The organism is Pseudooceanicola atlanticus (assembly GCF_000768315.1).
Taxonomy (GTDB): Bacteria; Pseudomonadota; Alphaproteobacteria; order Rhodobacterales; family Rhodobacteraceae; genus Pseudooceanicola; species Pseudooceanicola atlanticus.
In genome coordinates, this window is sequence record NZ_AQQX01000001.1 from 272,620 (window position 1) to 291,740 (window position 19,121).

A 19,121-nucleotide genomic window follows, 5' to 3' on the forward strand; every position below is an offset into this window, starting at 1 on the left:
GGTAGGCCCTGCACCGGCCCCGGCCAGGGTCATCCAGGGGGTGTCGCAGGGTCAGCCGGCGTCGGCTTCCAGCTGGTCCGCGATCGGCTTCAGCGCCGCGTAAAGCACCGAATGGATCGGTGTCGGCACACCGTGCCGTTCGCCCAGTCGCACGACATCGCCGCTGAGATACTCGTGCTCGATCGGCTTGCCGCGCCTGCGGTCGTCCAGCATCGAGGCATGCATGGTCGGCGGCAACCGCGCGACGAAGGCCCAGTCGCGCTCCAGCATGTCGTCGGGCAGGCCGGGAACGATGGCGCGGGCCAGGGTTTCGGTCTCGATGATCGCGTCCTTGAACAACTTCATGGATACCGGGTTGTCCCGCAGCGGACCCACGTCCAGCCCGGTAAGCGTCGTGAGCGATGCCAGCGCCGCCTGGCTGCAGAATTTCGACCACAGCTCGTGCAGGATATTGTCCGGCACCATGGGAGAGGTCCCGGCCGCCTCCAATGCCGCGCGCAGCGCCTCCACCCGGTCCGAGGGGCGACCATCCGCTTCGCCGAAGATCAGGGTATCCATCGGGGCCGTGTGCCGGATCACGCCGGGGGCTGAGACCTCTCCGGGGATGCGGGCAACACCGGGCACGACATGCTGCGCGCCGATCACCTGCGACAGGCGTTCCCAGGCGGTGACACCGTTCTGGCAGGTCACAACCATCGTGTCCGGGCCCAGCATCGGCCTGATCTGTTCGCCTGCCGGTTCGACATCGCGATTCTTGACCATGAACAGCACCACATCGACCGGCCCCACATCGGCGGGGTCATGCGTCGCCTGGACCGGGTTGATATGCATGTCGCCCAGCGGGCTTTCGACCCGCAGCCCTTTGGCCTGCATCGCCTCAAGATGCGCGCCGCGGGCGATGAACCAGATATCATGCCCGGCCTCGGCCAGCCGCGCGCCGAAATATCCGCCAAGCGCGCCGGCTCCCATGATCGCAATCCGCATCCGCTTTCTCCCTGCTGTCAGTCCCGACCATCTTTGCGCCTGCCACAGGCCAGCGCAATTGCTTTACGGGCCAGCCCTTGGGCCATTCATCACCGGCCCGAGAATCGTCGTCGGAAGTCGAAATCGGGCTTGCCAAGTCCCGGCAAAAGGTCTACCCCGCAGCCTCACGGTCGGAGTGTAGCTCAGCCTGGTAGAGCACTGTCTTCGGGAGGCAGGGGTCGTGAGTTCGAATCTCGCCACTCCGACCAATGAAACAAGGCGTCCTTCGGGGCGCCTTTTTCGTTTTCCGGCCCGACCGATCCAGCAATCACGCCGCCGTTCCACGCCCCTCGGCCAGGAACCTCGTGCGGTATTCGGTGGGGGTCAGGCCGATGCGGTTGCGGAAATGGTGGCGCAGGGCATGGGCGCTGCCGAACCCGACCGCCCCGGCCACCGTCTCGATGCTCAGATCGGCCTCGCAGAGCAGCGCCTTCGCCGCCTCGATCCGCTCATCGGTCAGCCATTCGCCGGGGGTCGTGCCCGTCGCCTCCTGGAAGCGGCGCAGGAAGGTCCGCAGGCTCATCCGGACCTCGCCGGCCATGCGTTCGCTGGTCCAGGGCGCGTCAGGGCGTTCGCGGATCCGGTCCAGCAGCGGCGCGATCTCTCCGCTGGCGCGCGCGGGGACGGGGCGTTCCAGGAACTGCGCCTGCCCGCCGGACCGATGCGCCGGCACGACCAGCCGCCGGGCCACGGAATTCGCCGCCGCGGCGCCGAAATCCTGGCGCACGATCTCGATCAGCAGGTCGATCCCCGCGGCACTGCCCGCCGAGGTCCAGATCCCGTCCCGCCCCCGATAGAGCGAACGCGCATCCACTGCGATGCCCGGATGCCGCTGGCCCAGCTTGTCCGCGTAGCGCCAATGGGTCGTCGCATCGCCCCCGTCCAGCAGACCGGTCGCCGCCAGCACGAAGGCACCCGAGCAGATCGACACCAGGCGCGCGCCCCGCGCATGGGCCCGGCGCAGCGCCGCGCACAGAGCCTCCGGTACCGGATGATCCGCGCCCTTCCAGCCGGGCACGACGATGATGTCGGCCTCTTCGATCAGTTCGGGTCCGTGATCGGGTGTGATCGTCAGCCCGCCATGGGCGCGCAGCGGACCGTCCCCGATCCCGCAACTTGCAAAGCGGTACCAGCCCGGCCCCATCTCGGGACGGTCCAGGCCGAACACCTCGGCCGCGACGCCAAATTCGAAGGTGCAAAGCCCGTCATAGACAAGGGCGACGGCCAGCGGCCCGGTGGTGTCTGGCATGATTTGACCCATTACATGACTCATTGGCAGTTTTTTTACGTATATTGTCATTCCTGCCAATTGCAAGCACAGCGCCTCCGCGCCAGAACAGGGTCACAGATCACATCCAGCCAAGGATCACGCCCATGCCCAGCCCTGTCGCCGCCATTCCCGCCGCCGCCCCCGAAGACGCGATTGCCCATTTCGCGGCCGAGTTCACCTTCGAAACCGATTGCTGGGATGTGCATGCCTCCCTCGACAGCGGGGCCGGGGATTTCGTGCTGCTGGACGTGCGCGGACCGGACCTCTTTGCCAAAGGACACGTGCCCGGCGCGATCAACCTGCCCCATGGCAAGATCATCCGCTCCAAGATGGCCGCCTGGCCCGAGGATACGCTCTTCGTCACCTATTGCGCCGGGCCCCATTGCAACGGCGCGGCCCGCGGTGCGCTGCGGCTGGCGCAGCTGGGCCGCCCGGTCAAGATCATGGCCGGCGGCGTCACCGGCTGGATCGACGAGGGCTTTGCCCTCGCCACCGGCCCCGAATGACGGGTCTCATACTGACGGATCAGAGGATCGCGACAGGCCGGCACCAGCCGGCGCTCGCCCCCTTGATCTTGACCGGGAAGCACTGGACCTGGAACCCGGTCGCGGGCAATTGGTCGAGGTTGGCCAGCTTCTCCATGTGGCAATAGCCGCGCACCACGCCGGCGCGGTGGCCCTCCCAGATCAGATCGGCATCGCCGGTTTCCGCCACTCGCTTGGCCGTATGCACGAAGGGCGCGTCCCAGCTCCAGGCATCGGTGCCACAGACGCGCATCCCCCGCTCGGTCATCCAGCAGGTCGCCTCGTGCCCGATGCCGCAGCCGGTGGCGACATACCCCGGCTTGCCATAGGCGGCGCCCGCTGCGGTGTTCACCAGGACGATATCGCCGGGCTGTAGCTCATGCCCGATCCGGTCGAACTCCGCCGCGACCTCCTCGGCGCTGACGACATGGCCGTCGGGCAGGTGGCGGAAATCCAGCTTCACCCCAGGCCCGATGCACCACTCCAGCGGCACCTCGTCGATGGTGATCGCCCGCTGCCCGCCATCCATCGTGGAATGGTAGTGATAAGGCGCATCCAGATGCGTGCCGTTATGGGTCGAGATCGCAACCCGTTCCACCGCCCAGCCCTCGCCACCGGGCAGCTGGTCGCGCGCCACGCCGGGGAAGAAGGCCAGGATCTGCTCCGCCGTGTCGTCATGGGCGAAATAGGTGATTTCGGGCGCCAGGCCGGGCGGATCCGCATAGGTCGTGTTTTCCAGCGGACGGGCGAGGTCGATCAGTTTCATGGGGGTCCTCCTTTTCGCCGGAGCCTATCCGCAATGGCGCCTCTGCACAGCGCTTTTGCGCTTGTGAGGGCGTAACCCCGCCCTTACCGTCCGCGCATGACTGCCATCGACCCCCAAAGCGCCGACGTCCTGGACAGCGGCTATGCCTGGCGACGCCTCGCGCTGTCGCTGTCGCTGGCGGTCGTCGGCAATGTGGGCATGTGGGCGGTGATCGTCGTGCTGCCCTCGCTGCAGGCCGAGTTCGGGCTGGACCGTGCCGATGCGACGCTGCCCTACACGCTGACAATGGTGGGCTTCGCCCTGGGCAATGGGCTGATCGGCCGCGCGGTCGACCGCTATGGCATCACCCTCGCCCTGGCCGGGGCGGCGCTGCTGGAAGGGGCGGGTTTCCTGCTGGCCGCGGCAATCCCCAGTTTCCTGACGGTGACGGTGCTGCACCTCGCCATCGGCTTCGGCACGGCGGCCTGTTTCGCGCCGCTGATCGCCGATGTGTCGCTCTGGTTCCTGCGCCGCCGGGGCATCGCCGTGGCGATCACGGCCAGCGGCAATTACCTCTCCGGTGCGATCTGGCCGCTGGTCCTGTCGGGGGTGCTCAGCTCCGGCGGCTGGCGGGCGGTCTACGGCATCCTTGGGCTGATGATCATCGGGGTGATCGTGCCCGGCTCTCTCGTGCTGCGCCGCCGCCTGCCGCTGCTGGCCGCCGCCCGCTCGGACGAGGCCAGCGCGGCCCGCGCCCGCTCCTCCGGCTTCTCGCCGCTGGGGCTGACGGTGCTGCTGGGCCTGGCGGGGATCGGCTGCTGCGTGGCCATGTCGATGCCGCAGGTCCATATCGTCGCCTTCTGCGTCGACCTCGGCTACGGCCCGGCGGTCGGTGGGCAGATGCTGTCGCTGATGCTGATGGGCGGGGTCGCCTCCCGGATCGTGTCGGGCATGCTGGCCGACCGGATCGGCGGCGTGCCGACGCTGCTGATCGGCTCGACCCTGCAGACGCTGGCGCTGATGCTCTACATCCCCTCGGGCGGCCTGACATCGCTCTACGTGGTCAGCCTTGTCTTCGGCCTGTCCCAGGGCGGCATCGTGCCCTCCTACGCGGTGATCGTGCGCGAATACCTCCCCGCACGCGAGGCCGGCGCCCGCGTCGGCTTCGTCATCATGACCACGATCTTCGGCATGGCGATCGGCGGCTGGATGGCGGGCTGGATCTACGACATGTCCGGCAGCTACTTCCTCGCCTTCGTCAACGGCATCGCCTGGAACCTGCTGAACGTGGGCATCATGCTGATGATCCTGCTGCGGACCCGCCGCTCCGGCGCACTGCCCGCCTGAGCCGCGCGCCCCTTGCCAACGGCGCCGGAGGGCCAGCCCTCCGGACCTCCCGGGATATTGACCGGCCAGATGAAAGGGGGGCGGGGCACAAGGTATGTCGCCGCCGCGCCGCGTGGCCCGGGCTGCCGGGGGCAACGGGCCTCAACAGGTGCTGGTCCCCTGCTTCATCTTGCCCAAAATACTCCGGGGTAGCCCCCAAAGCGCAGCTTTGGGGGCAAGGGGCAGAGCCCCTTTCCGCACTCTCAGCCAGAGCCGCCCGCCGACGATCGCCTCAACGGCCCAGATGCGCTTCGCCCCGCGCGGTGGCCAGGGCGATCTGCTTCTGACGTTCGCGGAACCGGGCCTTGTCGGCCTCGCTGGTCTCGTCGATGCAATGGTGGCAGGACACGCCATGCTCATAGGAAGGGTGCTCGCGGTCGCCGGGCAGGATCGGGCGGCGGCAGGCATGGCAGAGCTCATGCGGCCCTTCCTTCAGCCCGTGCCCGACCGATACGCGCCCGTCGAAGACAAAGCATTCGCCCTGCCAGGTGCTGTCATCCTCCGGCACCTCTTCGAGGTATTTCAGGATGCCGCCCTTCAGGTGATAGACGTTTTCCACCCCCTGGCCCAGCAGGTAATTCGTCGATTTCTCGCAGCGGATGCCGCCGGTGCAGAACATCGCGATCCGCTTGTTGTGGAACCGGTCCTTGTTGGCCTCCCACCAGGCGGGGAAGTCGCGGAACGAGGCCGTCTGCGGATCGACCGCGCCCTCGAACGTGCCGATGGCCACCTCGTAATCGTTGCGGGTGTCGATCACGGCGACATCCTCCGACCGGATCAGCGCGTTCCAGTCGGCGGGGTCGACATAGTGGCCGACCAGGGCGCGCGGATCGACATCCGGCTGGCCCATCGTCACGATTTCCTTCCTCAGGCGCACTTTCATGCGGCCGAAGGGCTGGTCCGTGGCGCTGCTTTCCTTCCACTCCAGGTCGGCACAGCCGGGCAGGGCGCGGATATGGGCCAGCGCGGCATCGATCCCGGCGCGGGAGCCGGCGATGGTGCCGTTGATCCCCTCCTGCGCCAGCAGCAGCGATCCGGTCACACCCTGCGCAAGGCACAGGTCAAGCAGCGGCCCCCGCAGTGCAGCGGGATCCTCGAACCGGGTGAAGTGATACAGGGCGGCAATCGTGTACATGGCCGCGATCTACGCCCGTTGCGCCCGCCGGGCAAGGGACAGGCGGTCGCGGGGCGCAGGTCTGGCGGCGGGCTCAGCCCTTCCGGCGGATCGCCTCGGCCAGGCGTTCCAGCTGACCGGCCAGGAAATCGCGGGTATCGGCATCGACGATCTTGCCCGTCTCGACCTTTTCGCCGCTGCGGATGATCGCGATCTCGGGCCCGGTGATCAGCTCTGCGCCGGTGACCGACAGGACCTGTCGCAGGTGGTAATTCGACAGGATCCCACCCAGGGCGCCGGGCGATTGCGTGGCGATCAGCGTCGGCTTGCCCGAAAGCGGCCGGTCGGGTTCCTTGGACACCCAGTCGATGGCATTCTTGATCACGGCGGGCGTCGAGCGGTTGTATTCCGGCGACCCGACGATCAGCCCATCCGCCGCCGCGATGGCATCGGCCAGGCGGCGTGGGTCTTCGGGGGTGCCATCGGCTTTCAGATCCTCGTTGTAGAAGGGCAGGTGGTCGATCTGCGCCATGGTGATCTCCATCCCGTCGGGGGCAAGCTCCGGCAGGGTTTCCATGATCTGGCGGGTCAGCGACCCCGCCCGAAGCGATCCGATCAGTCCGACGATCTTCATGCGCATATCTCCGTTGTTCCGGTCCTTGGGCCGCGACAGGTCTGGGCGTCGGGCCGTCATCAGGTCAAATGGGGCGCAATCCGCCCCCGTCCAGCCCCTTTGAGCCCCCGTGGCACCGGCCCCGGGCCGGGCGCGATTGACCCCCGGCGGCACGCTGCTACGCTCCGCGCAGAAGCAACAGGAGACCCCGATGACCCGCGCCCTGATCGTGATCGACGTCCAGAACGATTTCTGCCCCGGTGGTGCCCTCGCCGTGGCCGAGGGTGACCGGATCGTGCCCGGCATCAACGCGCTGATGGCCGATTACGACGCGGTGGTCCTGACGCAGGACTGGCACCCGGCCGGCCATTCCTCCTTTGCCTCCTCGCATCCCGGCAAGGCCCCGATGGAGATGACGGACATGCCCTACGGCCCGCAGGTGCTCTGGCCGGATCATTGCGTGCAGGGATCGCATGGCGCGGCCTTCCACGCCGATCTTGCCACCGATCCGGCCGATTTGGTGATCCGCAAGGGCTACAACCCCGCCATCGACAGCTATTCCGCCTTCTTCGAAAACGACCACACGACCCCAACGGGGCTGGAGGGGTACCTGCGCAGCCGCGGGATCACGACGCTGACCATGGTCGGCCTCGCCACGGATTTCTGCGTGAATTTCTCGGCGGTCGACGCGGCGAAACTGGGCTTCGACGTCACCGTCGACACGGCGCTCTGCCGAGGTATCGACCTGGACGGATCGCTTGCCGCGTCGCTCGAAGGCATGAAACAGGCCGGTGTGAAGGTCGTCTGAGCGGGTCAGAAATCGCTGGTCGCGGCGTCGAAATCACCGACGAGCACGCGCAGGAAGGTGGTCATGCCACCATCGCCGATGCCCACGGCCTGCAGCCCGTAATTGATCAGCAGGAAGAATACGACCGCCACGAAGAGATGCGGCGCCACCCGTGACATGAAGGCGTTGCGCAGCGGGGCCAGCTGGGTGGCCAGGGAGGTCGGCGCCTTCTTCAGCCCCTTGGCGGTCGCAATAGACCCGATCGGCACCGCCCGGTCCAGGTGGTCCAGGAATTCGTCCAGGTCGAACCCGCCCCAATCCATGCGTTTGCTGGCCGGGCCGAGGTCATGCAGGTTTTCGGCCAGCAGGTTCACCGCCATCAGGCGGGCATCGTCATCCATGGCAGGATAGGTGTCGGGTTCCAGGTCGCTCTGATGCGTGGTCAGGCCGAAGCCCGAGTCGCGGAACAGATCCTGCACCTCGGGATCGGCCCGCTGAAGGGACTTTGCGACTTCGGGGTCGCGCCATAGCGCAACCTGCTCGGACAAGCTGCCCGGGCCGTGATCCAGATCCCCGGTCCTAAGGGATTCCGGGATCACATAGACCATGTCAAAGTCGTATCTCATCCGGCTTTCCGCCATTATTATCCCAGTGTGGACAATGCCCCCTGCTTGTGTCCGGATTGGGGCGAATATGGGAATTAACCATGGTTTCGGACCGGGTGCCGTAACGCCAATTGCCAAGAAATCGCCAATTTCCCGCGCCGGGCTGACCCCCTGAAGCCCGTCCCGCAAAAAGGCCCCGCGCTGGACAACCGCAGGGCCAGTTGGTTTAACCATCCGGGCACCTAAAGGGGAAAGCCCGCCGATGACTGATCTCGCCACCCGCGTCTGGAACCACCGCTGGAAAATCGACCCCATCGTGCGGTCGCTGATCGACACGGATTTCTACAAGCTGCTGATGTGCCAGTCGGTTTTTCGCAACAAGCCCCAGACCCAGGTCACCTTTTCGCTGATCAACCGGTCCAAGCATGTCCCCCTGGCCAAGCTCATCGACGAGGGAGAGCTGCGCGAACAGCTCGACCATGTGCGCTCCCTTTCCCTCACCCGGGGCGAGTCGACCTGGATGCGCGGTAACACCTTCTACGGCAAGCGCCAGATGTTCCGCCCCGATTTCATGGAATGGTTCGAGAACCTGCGCCTGCCCCCCTACCACCTGGAACGCAAGGGCGACCAGTACGAGCTGACCTTCGAAGGCAACTGGCCCGAGGTCATGCTGTGGGAAATCCCCGCCCTCGCCATCCTGATGGAGCTGCGCGGCCGTGCCATCCTCGACCGGATGGGCCGGTTCGAGCTTCAGGTGCTCTATGCCCGCGCGATGACCAAGATCTGGGAAAAGATCACTGATCTGCGCGACCTCGACGGGCTGCGCATCGCCGATTTCGGCACGCGGCGGCGGCATTCCCACCTCTGGCAGGACTGGTGCGTGCAGGCCATGGTCGAAGGGCTGGGCGACAAGTTCACCGGCACGTCCAACTGCCTGATCGCCATGAAGCGCGACCTCGAGGCCGTGGGCACCAACGCGCACGAACTTCCCATGGTCTATTCCGCCCTGGCGTCGGACGATGCCGCCCTGGCCCGCGCCCCCTATGACGTGCTCGCCGACTGGCACGAGGAGCATTCCGGCAACCTGCGCATCATCCTGCCCGACACCTACGGGACCAAGGGCTTCCTCGACCGCGCGCCCGACTGGCTGGCCGGCTGGACCGGCATCCGCATCGATTCAGGCGACCCCGCCACCGGGGCCGAGACCGCCATCAACTGGTGGAAATCCCGCGGAGAGGACCCGCGCGAAAAGCTCGTCATCTTCTCCGACGGCCTCGACGTCGCCAAGATCGAGGAGCTGCACCGCCAGTTCTCCGGCCGCGTCCGCGTGTCCTTCGGCTGGGGGACGCTGCTGACCAACGACTTCCGCGGGCTGGTCGAGGACGACGCCCTGGCGCCGTTCTCCCTGGTCTGCAAGGCCGTCGCCGCGGACGGAAAGCCGACCGTCAAGCTGTCCGACAACCCCGAGAAGGCCATGGGGCCGGAAGACGAGATCGCCCGGTACAAGCGGGTGTTCGGGGTCGGGGAGCAGGAGGCGATGGAGGTTGTGGTTTAGGCTTTCGATTTATTCAGTCTTTCTGTTTTAGGGGTTTTGAAAGCTTGCAATAGAAACTCCCTTCTCTAGTGCGAGGGTTTCTAGAGAAAGTGAACTCATTCAGCTTGCAATTCTCAAAGCCGCTCAAGCGCAAAGAAATTTCTTTCAAAGCGCTCTCCTCTACAAGCATTTTCTGCTTCGTCAGTCCAATGATCTTGTCCTTGTGAAAAATTTCAGCTGATGATGGTTCGGAATCGACTGTAATCCAAATTTTGGCCGTTCTGCCTAGGGAGGAAAGCAAGGCTGCAGCCGTTATCTCGCTGTTTGAATATTCTGGCCGAAGTAGATCTTGGGGTGTTATAGGAAAATATCGTTCATCGGATTGTGGGGGGAGTTGTGGGCCCGGCTGGAGTACCATTTCTTCTAGCGATTCCCACGCTGATAACTGTGTAGGTTCTATTACAACTGAATTTGCGAAAAGTGGGCCATAGCCTTCAATCTCGGCGGTATATACCGGTTCGCCAGAAAGTCGGTCGACAGCTAAGCCGGTGAGGCGTCCGACGTGCGCGACGTCACGCTCATCAGTAACAGATACTTCAATATTGGAACTTGCAAAAAAATCCGACGAAATGTTCGGCGTGCAGCCATATATACTGATTATGGCATCCGTCAGAGATATATCATTTTCAAAGATGACAATTGGCTCAGCCCGTCGTTCTGCCATTTCGATTTGGAGGGGTGAACAAATCTCCTCCTGTGCGGTGGCTGCTGACGTTAGAGGGAATAAAAAGAAGTGTGTTATTATAGCGGATGTTCTCAATGAGTTTGCCATACTTCACCCCCTTTTCTTCAGTGCTTCAAGGCTGAGTGTTGTTCCGAGCGCAAAGGCTATATTGAGCGCTAAAGCTTGCTTGGAAATTGCCTGCACAACACTATTCATGTCCAGGGTCGAGTAGGTCATCCAGTCTAGTGCGATCATTCTTGATCGGAACCCTAAATAAAGCGACCATGCAGACGTCAGGACAAATGCTACACCAATTAGAGCGATCCACCAGTTAATGACTTGCCGCTCCTTGATAAGGTGATTGGTCAAAAAACTAACCGCAACACACAGCGCAAATGTAAGATTCATGAGAAATGAAATTGTATCGGTTAAAGCTGAAATCTTTGTGCCTATGTCAATTTTGTCTTGCGATGCGACCACGACAGATGGTGTTACGAGTAAACAGTTCGAGAGCGGAACAATGCATAGGCACAATAAGCCCACCACAACCGGGTAGATGATTTGGAGAAATTTTTTTACGCATCCCATTCGCTCTACGTTAGATGCTGTTAATTGTACGTGCAACATTTCATCGGCGCTGTTTGGGGTCTACCTCTCCCACCCACGCCCTTCCTTCACCTCACTCCTGGCCTTCTTCGCCTCCACCCGCTTGCGCTTCTGGTTGGCCGAGACCTTCGTGGGGATCCGACGCTTGGGTTTCACCGTCGCCTTGCGGATCAGCTCGGCCAGGCGTTCGCGGGCGATCTCGCGGTTGCGGGCCTGGGAGCGTTCCGACGACACCTGCAGCACCAGCGCCCCGTCCTTGGTCCAGCGCCGTCCGGCCAGCCGACGCAGCCGGCGTTTGACCGGATCGGGGAGCGAGGGGGACCGCTCCGCCTCGAAGCGCAGCTCCACGGCGGTGTTCACCTTGTTCACGTTCTGCCCGCCGGGGCCGCCCGAGCGGATGAATTGCTCGGTGATCTCCCAGTCCTGGATGGTGATCTGATCGGTGATCTGCAGCATGTGATCTCTTGGCTCTGGTTCTGGCTCTGGCGGTTGCGGGGCCGGTTACGGTGCCGGGGGCGGCGCGGTGGTCGGGGCCGGTGCGTGACCCGGTTTCGGGGCGTCGGTTTTCGCACCGACGCGATACCGACGTGATACCGATGTAATACCGACGTGCCGTTCGGTCCATTCATCCGCCCGTTTCGGGCCGGGAGTCGCAGACGGATCCGGGCAAAGGAAAGGCCCGTCCGATCGGATCGGACGGGCCCCTCGAGTCTGGGAGGTGGGGCCGGTTAGGCTGCCACCAATTTGGTCGTCAACACCCCAAGGGCTGCCTCAGGATGCTTCCTTCCAAACTGTTCCGACACCTCTCTCCAATACCTCAATAGACACTAGAGCACCTCCTTTCATCTGTTTCCGATGTCTTCAGGGTGCCATAGATTTCGCGTCTGTCAAAACTTTTCACGCAAGGTCTGGTGAAAGTTTTGAAACAATTGCCCGAAAAGGTATCAAAGCGATCAGCGCCAGGCTCAGCTTGACCAGCCAGTCGGCGACGGCCAGCGACACCCAGAGCGGCACCATCGGGCCTGCGCCCAGCAGCGGCAGCGCCTCGTTCGCCCAGGATACGTCGTTGCCCGGCTCGATGAAGACAAGTGCTTGGGAAAACGCGATAAAGAAGAAGATCGCGGTGTCCAGCGACGACCCCACCAGGGTCGAGGCGAGCGGCGCTTTCCACCAGTTCCCCTCGCGCAGCCGGTCGAAGATCGCCACGTCGATCATCTGTGCCGTCAGGAAGGCCAGCCCCGACCCGATCGCGACGCGCCAGGTGACCAGGGGGCCGTATTCGCCCATGATCTGCGTGCCGATCAGCGAACAGGCGACGCCGACGAGAAAGCCAATGAAAACAACGCGCCGGGCCGGTCCGACGCCATAGACGCGGTTCATCACATCGGTGACGAGGAAGGCCAGCGGATAGGTGAACGCCCCCCAGGTCAGCCATTGGCCGAACAGGAACTGGACGAGGATGTTGGAGGCCACGACGATGGCGGCCATGGCAAGAATGCCAGGAAGATAAGTGCGGGTCATGATCTGTACCGTTTTTTAGACAAGGTCGCGGAGACTTGTGCCCCGATGGCCGGGGACCCGCGGCACCTAACGGCTCTCGCCCAGTCTGGCAAGGGAAATCTCCAGCAGGGAGGTCGGCACGAAGCTGAAGAAATTGTTGTCCGACACCAGCGTCAGCCGGGTGTTGCCCGCCGCGTCCGTCCAGGCCGACAGCCCCTCGTAATTCAGGGTGGAGCCGGTGGGAGAGGTGTAGACGACCTCTCCCTCGTCCTCGGGATCGAAGATGTCGAAGCGGCGGATGCGGGCGAAGAAGGCGAAATCGAACTTCCGCTCCAGCAGGTAGAACGTGCCATCCGGGGCGAAATCCGCGCCGACGGGCAGGAAATCATCCCGGCGCGGAAGGTTGCGCAGGCGCGTCCACCGGGTGCCGTTATGCAACCAGATCGGGAAGGGGCGCGCCTTGTGGCCAGAGCGTTCGGGCAGGGTCAGGATGCGGCCGTCATCGGTCACGGCCACGGCCTCGTAGCGCGAATTCTCGTGAAGTTCATTGGGGTCCGGCGGAGCGGGCAGGCGGGTCGGAGAGCCCTCGGGCGGGACGATCCACACATTCTCGTCCCCTTCGAAGGACAGGATCATGCGGCCATCCGGGGCGATCGCGATCCCCTCGGAATCGACGGAGGCCGGGCGGATCGGTCCCTCAGGCCCGACCAAGTCTCCGGAGGAGGTGACGCGCGCACCGGTCAGCCGGCCCCCTTCGCGGATCAGGTCACCGCGGACCAGCAGGCCCCGGTCCGACACGGCCACGAAATGCAGTCCGTCTTCCGTGATCTCGACCCCAGACAGGCCGCCCACGTCGTGCCCGTTCAGGGACAGACGCACCGGCTCCTGGGCCGAGGCGCCTGTCGGGCCAAGGGCCAGGAGCGCTGCGATAAGCGCGGATTTCAGTGTCAAATCAGTTGCTTTGCAGGACGTTCACGCATTGGCCGGGCAGGTCGGCCATGGTCAGTTCGCGGCGCGGCTTGGGCTTGGGCGCGTTCGGATCGGGCGGCGGCGGGTTCAGGATATCACGCACCCAACGGTCCGCATCGGCGCAGCCATCCCCGGCCGGGGGCGGCGCCTGGTTCACGCAGCCCCGCGCGCCCTTGGGGCAGGAGAGGCGAACGTGGAAATGGTAGTGATGGCCCCACCAGGGCCGGATCTTGCGCAGCCAGCTGCGGTCACCCTTCTCGTCGTTGCACATCTGCACCTTGGCGCCGGGGAAGACGAAGATCCGGGCGACGCGCGGGTCGGAGGCCGCAGCCTTCAGCAGTTCATGATGCTGACGCGTCCACTTGTCGTTGGTGTAGGCGCCGTTCGCCCGACGCAGCGAAACGGAGGAGATGTTCTCTCGTTCGCTGCGCGACAGGGACAGGGATTTCGGGGCAAGCATCCAGATATCGGCATCCAGCCCGCTCTGATGCGACCGGTGGCCCGAGGTCATCGGCCCGCCCTTGGGCTGCGACATGTCCCCGACATAGAGCCCTTTCCATCCCGGAAGAGCGGCGGCCTTGCGGCTGAGGTCCTGAACGAAATCAACGGTTTCCGGATGCGCCCAATTGCGGTTGCGCGACAGGCGCATCGCCTGCCAGGTCGGCCCGGTTTCGGCCAGTTGGACCGATCCGTCGGCACAGCCCTTGGCATAGCCGCCGAACGGCTGCGGGCGGTTGCTGGTGCCTCGTTGCTGGGCGCCGAACAGCTGCCGAGCTTCCTTGCCGCGCATCGACGCGGGGATTTCCTGCTTGGACGACACCTGAACATCGTCCCCGCCGCAAGCGGCCAGGAGACAGGTGATCAGGAGGGCTGGGACGAAGCGGACCATTCTGTGCTGTCTCCTTCCGGTTTGACCCATCGTAGCAGGATCAGGCCGATGAGGAAGAGCAAGATCAGCGGCGATACTCCGATCTGCTGGCTTCCGCTGATTGCGGTCGCGATGCCGATCATGGTCGGCGCCAGGAAGGACGTCGCCTTGCCCGCAAGGGCATAGAGCCCGAACGCCTCGGTCATCCGGTCGGGGTTGGCCTGACGGACCATCATCGTGCGGCTGGCCGCCTGGATGACACCGCCTGCCGCGCCGATCACGGCGCCGAACAGGAAGAAGACGATATCGGGCAGCGACGAGTCGGCCGCCACCGGGATGCCGTAGACCGACGTGCGCGACACGAACACGATGGAAATCGCGACGAAGCCCAGCAGCAGGATGCAGACGGTGATGACCGGTTTGGGGCCGAATTTCTCGTCCGCGCGGCCGCCGATCACGGCAAAGATCGCGCCGGCGATGATCGCCACGATGCCGAAGACGCCGATATTGACCACCGACCAGCCCAGCACGCCCGAGGCATAGATGCCGCCGAACACATACATGCCGTTCAGCGCGTCGCGGTAGAACATCGACGAGGTGAGATAGGCGAAAAGCGACTTGGTTTTCGGCAGGTTGCGCACCGTCGCGGCCAGGCCCGTCAGGGCCGCCCGCACCGCGCCATTGGGCGGCCGCGACGGTTTGGGATCGCGCACGAAAAGGAAGAAGGGGATCATGAAGACCGCGAACCACAACGCGGTCAACGGCCCGACAAATCGGGTGCCCTCGCGCTGCGCGGGGTCCAGCCCGAGAATCGGTTCGATGCCGATCAGCGTGGTTCCGGTTTCGGCGTTTTCGGCAAAGAGCGTCAGCATCATCACCAGTGCGACCAGCCCGCCCAGGTATCCGAAGGCCCAACCGTTGCCGGAGATGCGGCCGATTTCTTCCTTGGGCCCCAGATCGGGGAGCATCGAATTGGTGAAGATCGTCGCGAACTCCATCCCGATCATGCCGATCCCGAAGAAAAACAACGTGGTGTAGAGGTTGAAGCTATCCGGCGCGGCGAACCACAACATGCCGGAGCCGACGACGTAGAACACCGAGAAGAGCCAGATCCAGCGCAGCCGGTTGCCCGACACGTCCGAGATCGCCCCGAGCACCGGGGCGAGGATCGCGATGACGAAGCCGGTCAGCCCGATGCCGAAGCCCCAGGCCGATTGGGCGCGGGCGCCGTCGCCCATCAACTCCTTGACGTAAGGGGCAAAAATGAAGGTGATGAGAAGGGTGTTATAGGGCTGGCTGGCCCAGTCGAAGAAAAACCAACCCCAGATACGCTTGCGCAATTCCATGTCCCATCCCCTGTTTCGCAGGGATATGAGCCGGAATGCCCCATCAGGGCAAGAAAATCCTTTGTAACAGCGGGGATGAGGTCAGATGCGCTCCGGTGGCCAGGGCCGCGTATCATCGGCGGCAAAAAGCGCGGCGACCCAATCGGGCAGGTCGCGGGGATCGTCGCCCGCGCCCAGCTCCTGCCGGACGGTGTCGGTGGGCACCATCTTGCCCTTGCCGACGATCGCGGTGCGGAAGATGCCGTGATTGGCGCAGGTGCCGTCCCGGGTCCACATGCTCTGTTCGATGTAGATGAAGCGGTCGTCCCAGCCCAGAAGTCGCGATTGCATCTCGATTTTCTCGAGGTTGGTCAGGCGCTTGCGATACCGGACGATGCTGCCCGCCACGGTCAGCCCCCACTTGTTCCTGCGCAGCGCCCGGAACAGGCCGGCGCGCATGGCAAAGGGGATGCGGCCCAGGTCGAAGATCGAGAGCGTCCGGCCGTTGTTCAGCTCGGACATCATGTCGAGGTCCCAGGGCCAGATCCGGTGATGCGAGACATGCACGTCCCAGGTGCCGAGGGCAGGGGCGTTGCGGTACTTGATCAGCTCTTTGGCCAGGCGGATGAAAGGATACATGGCGGGCCTCCTGTGGCGGAGATCGTGCAGGGTGACGGGGACGTCAACCAGGACCCTGCGTCAGATCCCCCGGGTCCCACGCTGCGGAAAGCGGGCTGCCGGTTAACGGGGCGGATGGGCGATGGTGCGGTTGCCGCCGGGTTCTGCACCGGGCCTTGCCAGTCGGAATTTCGGGCATCTGTACCGCGTCGGTATCACGTCGGTATTGTGTCGGTGCCTGCGGTGCTTGGTCGGGGGCGCGGGGCTTGCTCTTTGAGCGTGCCGCTCTTACCTAAGGTTCGGCCAGATAGGAGACAGACCCAGATGCAATCGCTTTTCCAGATCCTGATGCTGATCCTCGACGTCGTCTGGTTCATCGTGATCGCTCATGTGATCATGTCCTGGCTGATCAATTTCCAGGTGCTCAACGTCCGTCAGCAACTGGTCGGCCAGATCTGGTATGGTCTGAACCGCCTGCTCGAGCCGCTCTATGGCCCGATCCGCCGCCTGCTGCCGCCGATGGGCGGGCTGGACCTGGCGCCGCTGATCGTCCTGCTGGCCGTGCTGGCCCTGCGGATCGTGCTGCAGAACAACATCGCCGCCTTCTACTGACCCGCCGTCTTCTGATCCGTCGCGACCGGACCCAATTGCGCGCTGCCGCGCATTCCCGGTCCTGATATCTGGATCGCGACGCGCTGTCCCGGCGAGGCGCCGGGTCGGGGCGTTGCGTCGTGAGTATTTTTGGCAAGATGAAGCAAGGGGCACTGGATGAGCTGTCTCTCTTGAAGAAACCCCCCAGATTTTGGTTTACTGCGTCTTAAGGGCCCCAGGGGCCAAATAAGAGCAGTTCAGGATCAGGAGGGGGCATGACCGATCCGTCATCCCTGTTGCGCGAGGTTTTCGGGTTCGACGATTTCCGTCCGGGCCAGGGCGAGATCGTGGAGGCCGTGACGGCGGGCCGTGACGTGCTGGCGATCATGCCGACGGGCGGGGGGAAGTCGCTGTGTTACCAGCTGCCCGCGTTGCTGCGGTCGGGGGTGACGGTGGTGATCTCTCCGCTCATTGCGCTGATGCGGGACCAGGTCCGGGCCTTGCGCGCCGCGGGGGTGGAGGCCGGGGCGCTGACCTCGGGCAATACCGAGGAAGAGACGGATGCGGTCTGGAACGCGATCCATGAAGGGCGGCTGAAGCTTTTGTACCTGGCGCCGGAGCGTTTGGCCGCGGGCGGGACGATGGACATGCTGGGCCGGATCGGCGTGTCTCTGATCGCCGTGGACGAGGCGCATTGCGTCAGCCAATGGGGCCATGATTTCCGCCCCGATTACCTGCGCATCGGCGAATTGCGGTCGATGCTGGACGTGCCGGTGGCGGCCTTTACCGCCACCGCCGATGCCGAGACGCGGGAAGAGATCATCGCGCGGCTGTTCCCGGGGCGGTCGCCAGAGCAATTCCTGCGCGGCTTCGACCGGCCCAATATCCACCTGGCCTTCGCCGCGAAGGATAGCCCGCGGCGCCAGATCATGGAGTTTGCTGCCGCGCGGAAGGGGCAGTCCGGGATCGTCTATTGCGGCACCCGCGCCAAGACCGAGACGCTGGCCCAGGCCCTGCGGGAGGCCGGTCATGCGGCGATCCATTACCATGGCGGGATGGAGGCCGATGCGCGGCGCGGGGCCGAGACCCGGTTTCAGCAGGAGGACGGCTTGATCGTGGTGGCGACGGTGGCCTTCGGGATGGGGGTCGACAAGCCCGATATCCGCTGGGTCGCCCATGCCGACCTGCCCAAGTCGATCGAGGCCTATTACCAGGAGATCGGCCGCGCCGGCCGCGACGGCGCCCCGGCCGAGACGCTGACGCTGTTCGGGCCGGATGACATCCGCTTGCGCCGCTCGCAGATCGACGAGGGTTTGGCCCCGCCGGAGCGGCGCATGGCGGATCACGGCCGGCTGAATGCGCTTCTGGGCCTGGCGGAGGCGCTTGAATGTCGTCGGTCGACCCTGTTGCGCTATTTCGGTGAGAGCGAGATCAGCTGCGGCCGGTGTGATCTTTGCGACAAGCCGGCAGAGGTGTTCGACGGGACCGAAGCCGTGCGCAAGGCGCTGTCGGCGATCCTGCGGACCGAGGAATGGTTCGGCGCGGGCCATCTGATCGACATCCTGACCGGCAACGAGACCGAGAAGGTGCGGGCGCGGGGGCATGAGGGCCTGCCGACCTTCGGCGTGGGGCGGGATCTGAAACGGCCGGAATGGCAGGCCGTGTTCCGCCAGATGATGGGGCATGACCTGATCCGGCCCAATCCCGATCGCCACGGCGCCCTGACCATGACCGAACGCGCCCGCCCGATCCTGCGCGGTGAGGAGGCGATCACCCTGCGCAAGGACAGTATCGCGGCCTCGAAGGCGCGGCGCCCGGCGGTCAAGACGCTGGTCAACGAGGAGGACGAGCCGCTGCTGTCGGCGTTGAAGGCGAAGCGGCGCGAGCTGGCCGAGGCGCAGGGCGTGCCCGCCTATATCATCTTCAACGATCGCACCCTGATCGAGATGGCCGAGGCTCGTCCGACCGACCTGGACGGCATGGCGCGGATCAGCGGGGTGGGCGCCAAGAAGCTGGACACCTACGGGGCGATCTTCCTGTCCGTGCTGACGGGCGAGACCGAGGAGATGCATCCCAAGCGGCGGCGCCTGGCGGGGCGCGAGGGGGGCGACCTGTATGATCGGTTGATGCAGGTGCAGGGCGATCTGCAGCGCGGGGCGGATGGGACGGAAAAGCCGCTATCCTGTTCGTCATCGCTGATCTCGCGGGTGGTCGAGTTTCGGCCCAGGGACCAGGAGGGCATGGCCCGCATCCTCGGCGATCGGCGGGCGGACAGATTCGGCGCGGCCTTTCTGGACGCCATCGAGGCGACGGGCTAAA

20 protein-coding genes and 1 tRNA gene are annotated in these 19,121 nt (G+C 64.7%); 7 read left to right on the plus strand and 14 right to left on the minus strand.

The annotated features are described in order from the left end of the window. Positions 1-51: 51 nt before the first annotated feature. Positions 52-984 carry a 2-dehydropantoate 2-reductase gene (locus tag ATO9_RS01325; protein ID WP_043744004.1) on the minus strand — a complete coding sequence of 311 codons (933 nt, stop codon included), beginning with the start codon at positions 982-984 and terminating at the stop codon, positions 52-54. Between the two features lie 171 nt (positions 985-1,155). Here ATO9_RS01325 and ATO9_RS01330 point away from each other — a divergent pair. Then, a tRNA-Pro gene (locus ATO9_RS01330) sits at positions 1,156-1,232 on the plus strand. 59 nt (positions 1,233-1,291) lie between these two features. On the opposite strand, the gene ftrA is transcribed toward ATO9_RS01330, so the two are convergent. After that, a complete protein-coding gene (gene ftrA / locus ATO9_RS01335) occupies positions 1,292-2,272 on the minus strand; it encodes a transcriptional regulator FtrA (protein ID WP_238318648.1) in 981 nt (326 codons plus the stop codon). A 125-nt stretch (positions 2,273-2,397) separates the two neighbouring features. On the opposite strand from ftrA, the gene ATO9_RS01340 reads away from it, so the two are divergent. Continuing rightward, the gene (locus ATO9_RS01340; protein WP_043744010.1) at positions 2,398-2,799 is read left to right on the plus strand and encodes a rhodanese-like domain-containing protein; all 402 of its coding nucleotides are present in this window, start codon (positions 2,398-2,400) and stop codon (positions 2,797-2,799) included. A 19-nt stretch (positions 2,800-2,818) separates the two neighbouring features. On the opposite strand, the gene ATO9_RS01345 is transcribed toward ATO9_RS01340, so the two are convergent. Then, positions 2,819-3,583: a cyclase family protein gene (locus ATO9_RS01345; protein WP_043744013.1), complete on the minus strand. Its 765-nt coding sequence runs from the start codon at positions 3,581-3,583 to the stop codon at positions 2,819-2,821. 96 nt (positions 3,584-3,679) lie between these two features. Here ATO9_RS01345 and ATO9_RS01350 point away from each other — a divergent pair, with 96 nt between their 5' ends. Next, on the plus strand, positions 3,680-4,909 hold the full coding sequence (locus ATO9_RS01350) for an MFS transporter (protein WP_043744016.1): 1,230 nt from the start codon (positions 3,680-3,682) through the stop codon (positions 4,907-4,909). 271 nt (positions 4,910-5,180) lie between these two features. Here the strand turns inward: ATO9_RS01350 and trhO are convergent, their stop codons facing one another. Both trhO and ATO9_RS01360 read right to left on the minus strand, forming a co-directional pair. Then, positions 5,181-6,083 (minus strand): oxygen-dependent tRNA uridine(34) hydroxylase TrhO, encoded by a 903-nt coding sequence (trhO, locus tag ATO9_RS01355; RefSeq protein ID WP_043744019.1) that lies wholly within the window; start codon positions 6,081-6,083, stop codon positions 5,181-5,183. Positions 6,084-6,156: 73 nt separating this feature from the next. Next, positions 6,157-6,696, minus strand: a complete 540-nt coding sequence (locus ATO9_RS01360) for an NADPH-dependent FMN reductase (RefSeq protein ID WP_052418024.1) — start codon at positions 6,694-6,696, stop codon at positions 6,157-6,159. A gap of 190 nt (positions 6,697-6,886) precedes the next feature. On the opposite strand from ATO9_RS01360, the gene pncA reads away from it, so the two are divergent. Further along, positions 6,887-7,483 carry a bifunctional nicotinamidase/pyrazinamidase gene (gene pncA / locus ATO9_RS01365; protein WP_043744024.1) on the plus strand — a complete coding sequence of 199 codons (597 nt, stop codon included), beginning with the start codon at positions 6,887-6,889 and terminating at the stop codon, positions 7,481-7,483. Between the two features lie 5 nt (positions 7,484-7,488). Here pncA and ATO9_RS01370 read toward each other — a convergent pair whose 3' ends face one another. Next, positions 7,489-8,088 (minus strand): hypothetical protein, encoded by a 600-nt coding sequence (locus tag ATO9_RS01370; RefSeq protein ID WP_043744028.1) that lies wholly within the window; start codon positions 8,086-8,088, stop codon positions 7,489-7,491. 241 nt (positions 8,089-8,329) lie between these two features. Between ATO9_RS01370 and pncB the strand changes: the two genes are divergently transcribed. Next, positions 8,330-9,622 carry a nicotinate phosphoribosyltransferase gene (gene pncB, locus ATO9_RS01375; RefSeq protein ID WP_043744031.1) on the plus strand — a complete coding sequence of 431 codons (1,293 nt, stop codon included), beginning with the start codon at positions 8,330-8,332 and terminating at the stop codon, positions 9,620-9,622. Between the two features lie 13 nt (positions 9,623-9,635). Here pncB and ATO9_RS24155 read toward each other — a convergent pair whose 3' ends face one another. From ATO9_RS24155 to ATO9_RS01410, 8 genes are all read right to left on the minus strand, one after another. After that, positions 9,636-10,433, minus strand: coding sequence for a hypothetical protein (locus ATO9_RS24155; RefSeq protein ID WP_156127734.1), 798 nt, complete (start codon positions 10,431-10,433; stop codon positions 9,636-9,638). A 3-nt stretch (positions 10,434-10,436) separates the two neighbouring features. Next, complete coding sequence (locus tag ATO9_RS01380; RefSeq protein ID WP_162183048.1) at positions 10,437-10,694, minus strand: hypothetical protein; 258 nt, start codon at positions 10,692-10,694, stop codon at positions 10,437-10,439. A 279-nt stretch (positions 10,695-10,973) separates the two neighbouring features. Further along, the gene (gene arfB, locus ATO9_RS01385) at positions 10,974-11,387 is read right to left on the minus strand and encodes an alternative ribosome rescue aminoacyl-tRNA hydrolase ArfB (protein WP_043744036.1); all 414 of its coding nucleotides are present in this window, start codon (positions 11,385-11,387) and stop codon (positions 10,974-10,976) included. Positions 11,388-11,828: 441 nt separating this feature from the next. Further along, positions 11,829-12,452 (minus strand): queuosine precursor transporter, encoded by a 624-nt coding sequence (locus tag ATO9_RS01390; protein WP_043744038.1) that lies wholly within the window; start codon positions 12,450-12,452, stop codon positions 11,829-11,831. Positions 12,453-12,518: 66 nt separating this feature from the next. Continuing rightward, on the minus strand, positions 12,519-13,382 hold the full coding sequence (locus tag ATO9_RS01395; RefSeq protein WP_043744041.1) for an esterase-like activity of phytase family protein: 864 nt from the start codon (positions 13,380-13,382) through the stop codon (positions 12,519-12,521). 1 nt (position 13,383) lies between these two features. Continuing rightward, positions 13,384-14,190, minus strand: coding sequence for a penicillin-insensitive murein endopeptidase (mepA, locus tag ATO9_RS01400; RefSeq protein ID WP_420329708.1), 807 nt, complete (start codon positions 14,188-14,190; stop codon positions 13,384-13,386). A 71-nt stretch (positions 14,191-14,261) separates the two neighbouring features. Then, positions 14,262-15,614 carry an MFS transporter gene (locus ATO9_RS01405; RefSeq protein WP_043744048.1) on the minus strand — a complete coding sequence of 451 codons (1,353 nt, stop codon included), beginning with the start codon at positions 15,612-15,614 and terminating at the stop codon, positions 14,262-14,264. 81 nt (positions 15,615-15,695) lie between these two features. Beyond that, positions 15,696-16,232 (minus strand): acyl-CoA thioesterase, encoded by a 537-nt coding sequence (locus ATO9_RS01410; RefSeq protein WP_043744051.1) that lies wholly within the window; start codon positions 16,230-16,232, stop codon positions 15,696-15,698. 303 nt (positions 16,233-16,535) lie between these two features. On the opposite strand from ATO9_RS01410, the gene ATO9_RS01415 reads away from it, so the two are divergent. Then, positions 16,536-16,823, plus strand: a complete 288-nt coding sequence (locus ATO9_RS01415; protein ID WP_043744054.1) for a YggT family protein — start codon at positions 16,536-16,538, stop codon at positions 16,821-16,823. A 254-nt stretch (positions 16,824-17,077) separates the two neighbouring features. Beyond that, positions 17,078-19,120 (plus strand): DNA helicase RecQ, encoded by a 2,043-nt coding sequence (gene recQ / locus ATO9_RS01420; RefSeq protein ID WP_043744057.1) that lies wholly within the window; start codon positions 17,078-17,080, stop codon positions 19,118-19,120. The last annotated feature ends 1 nt before the right edge of the window (position 19,121 follow it).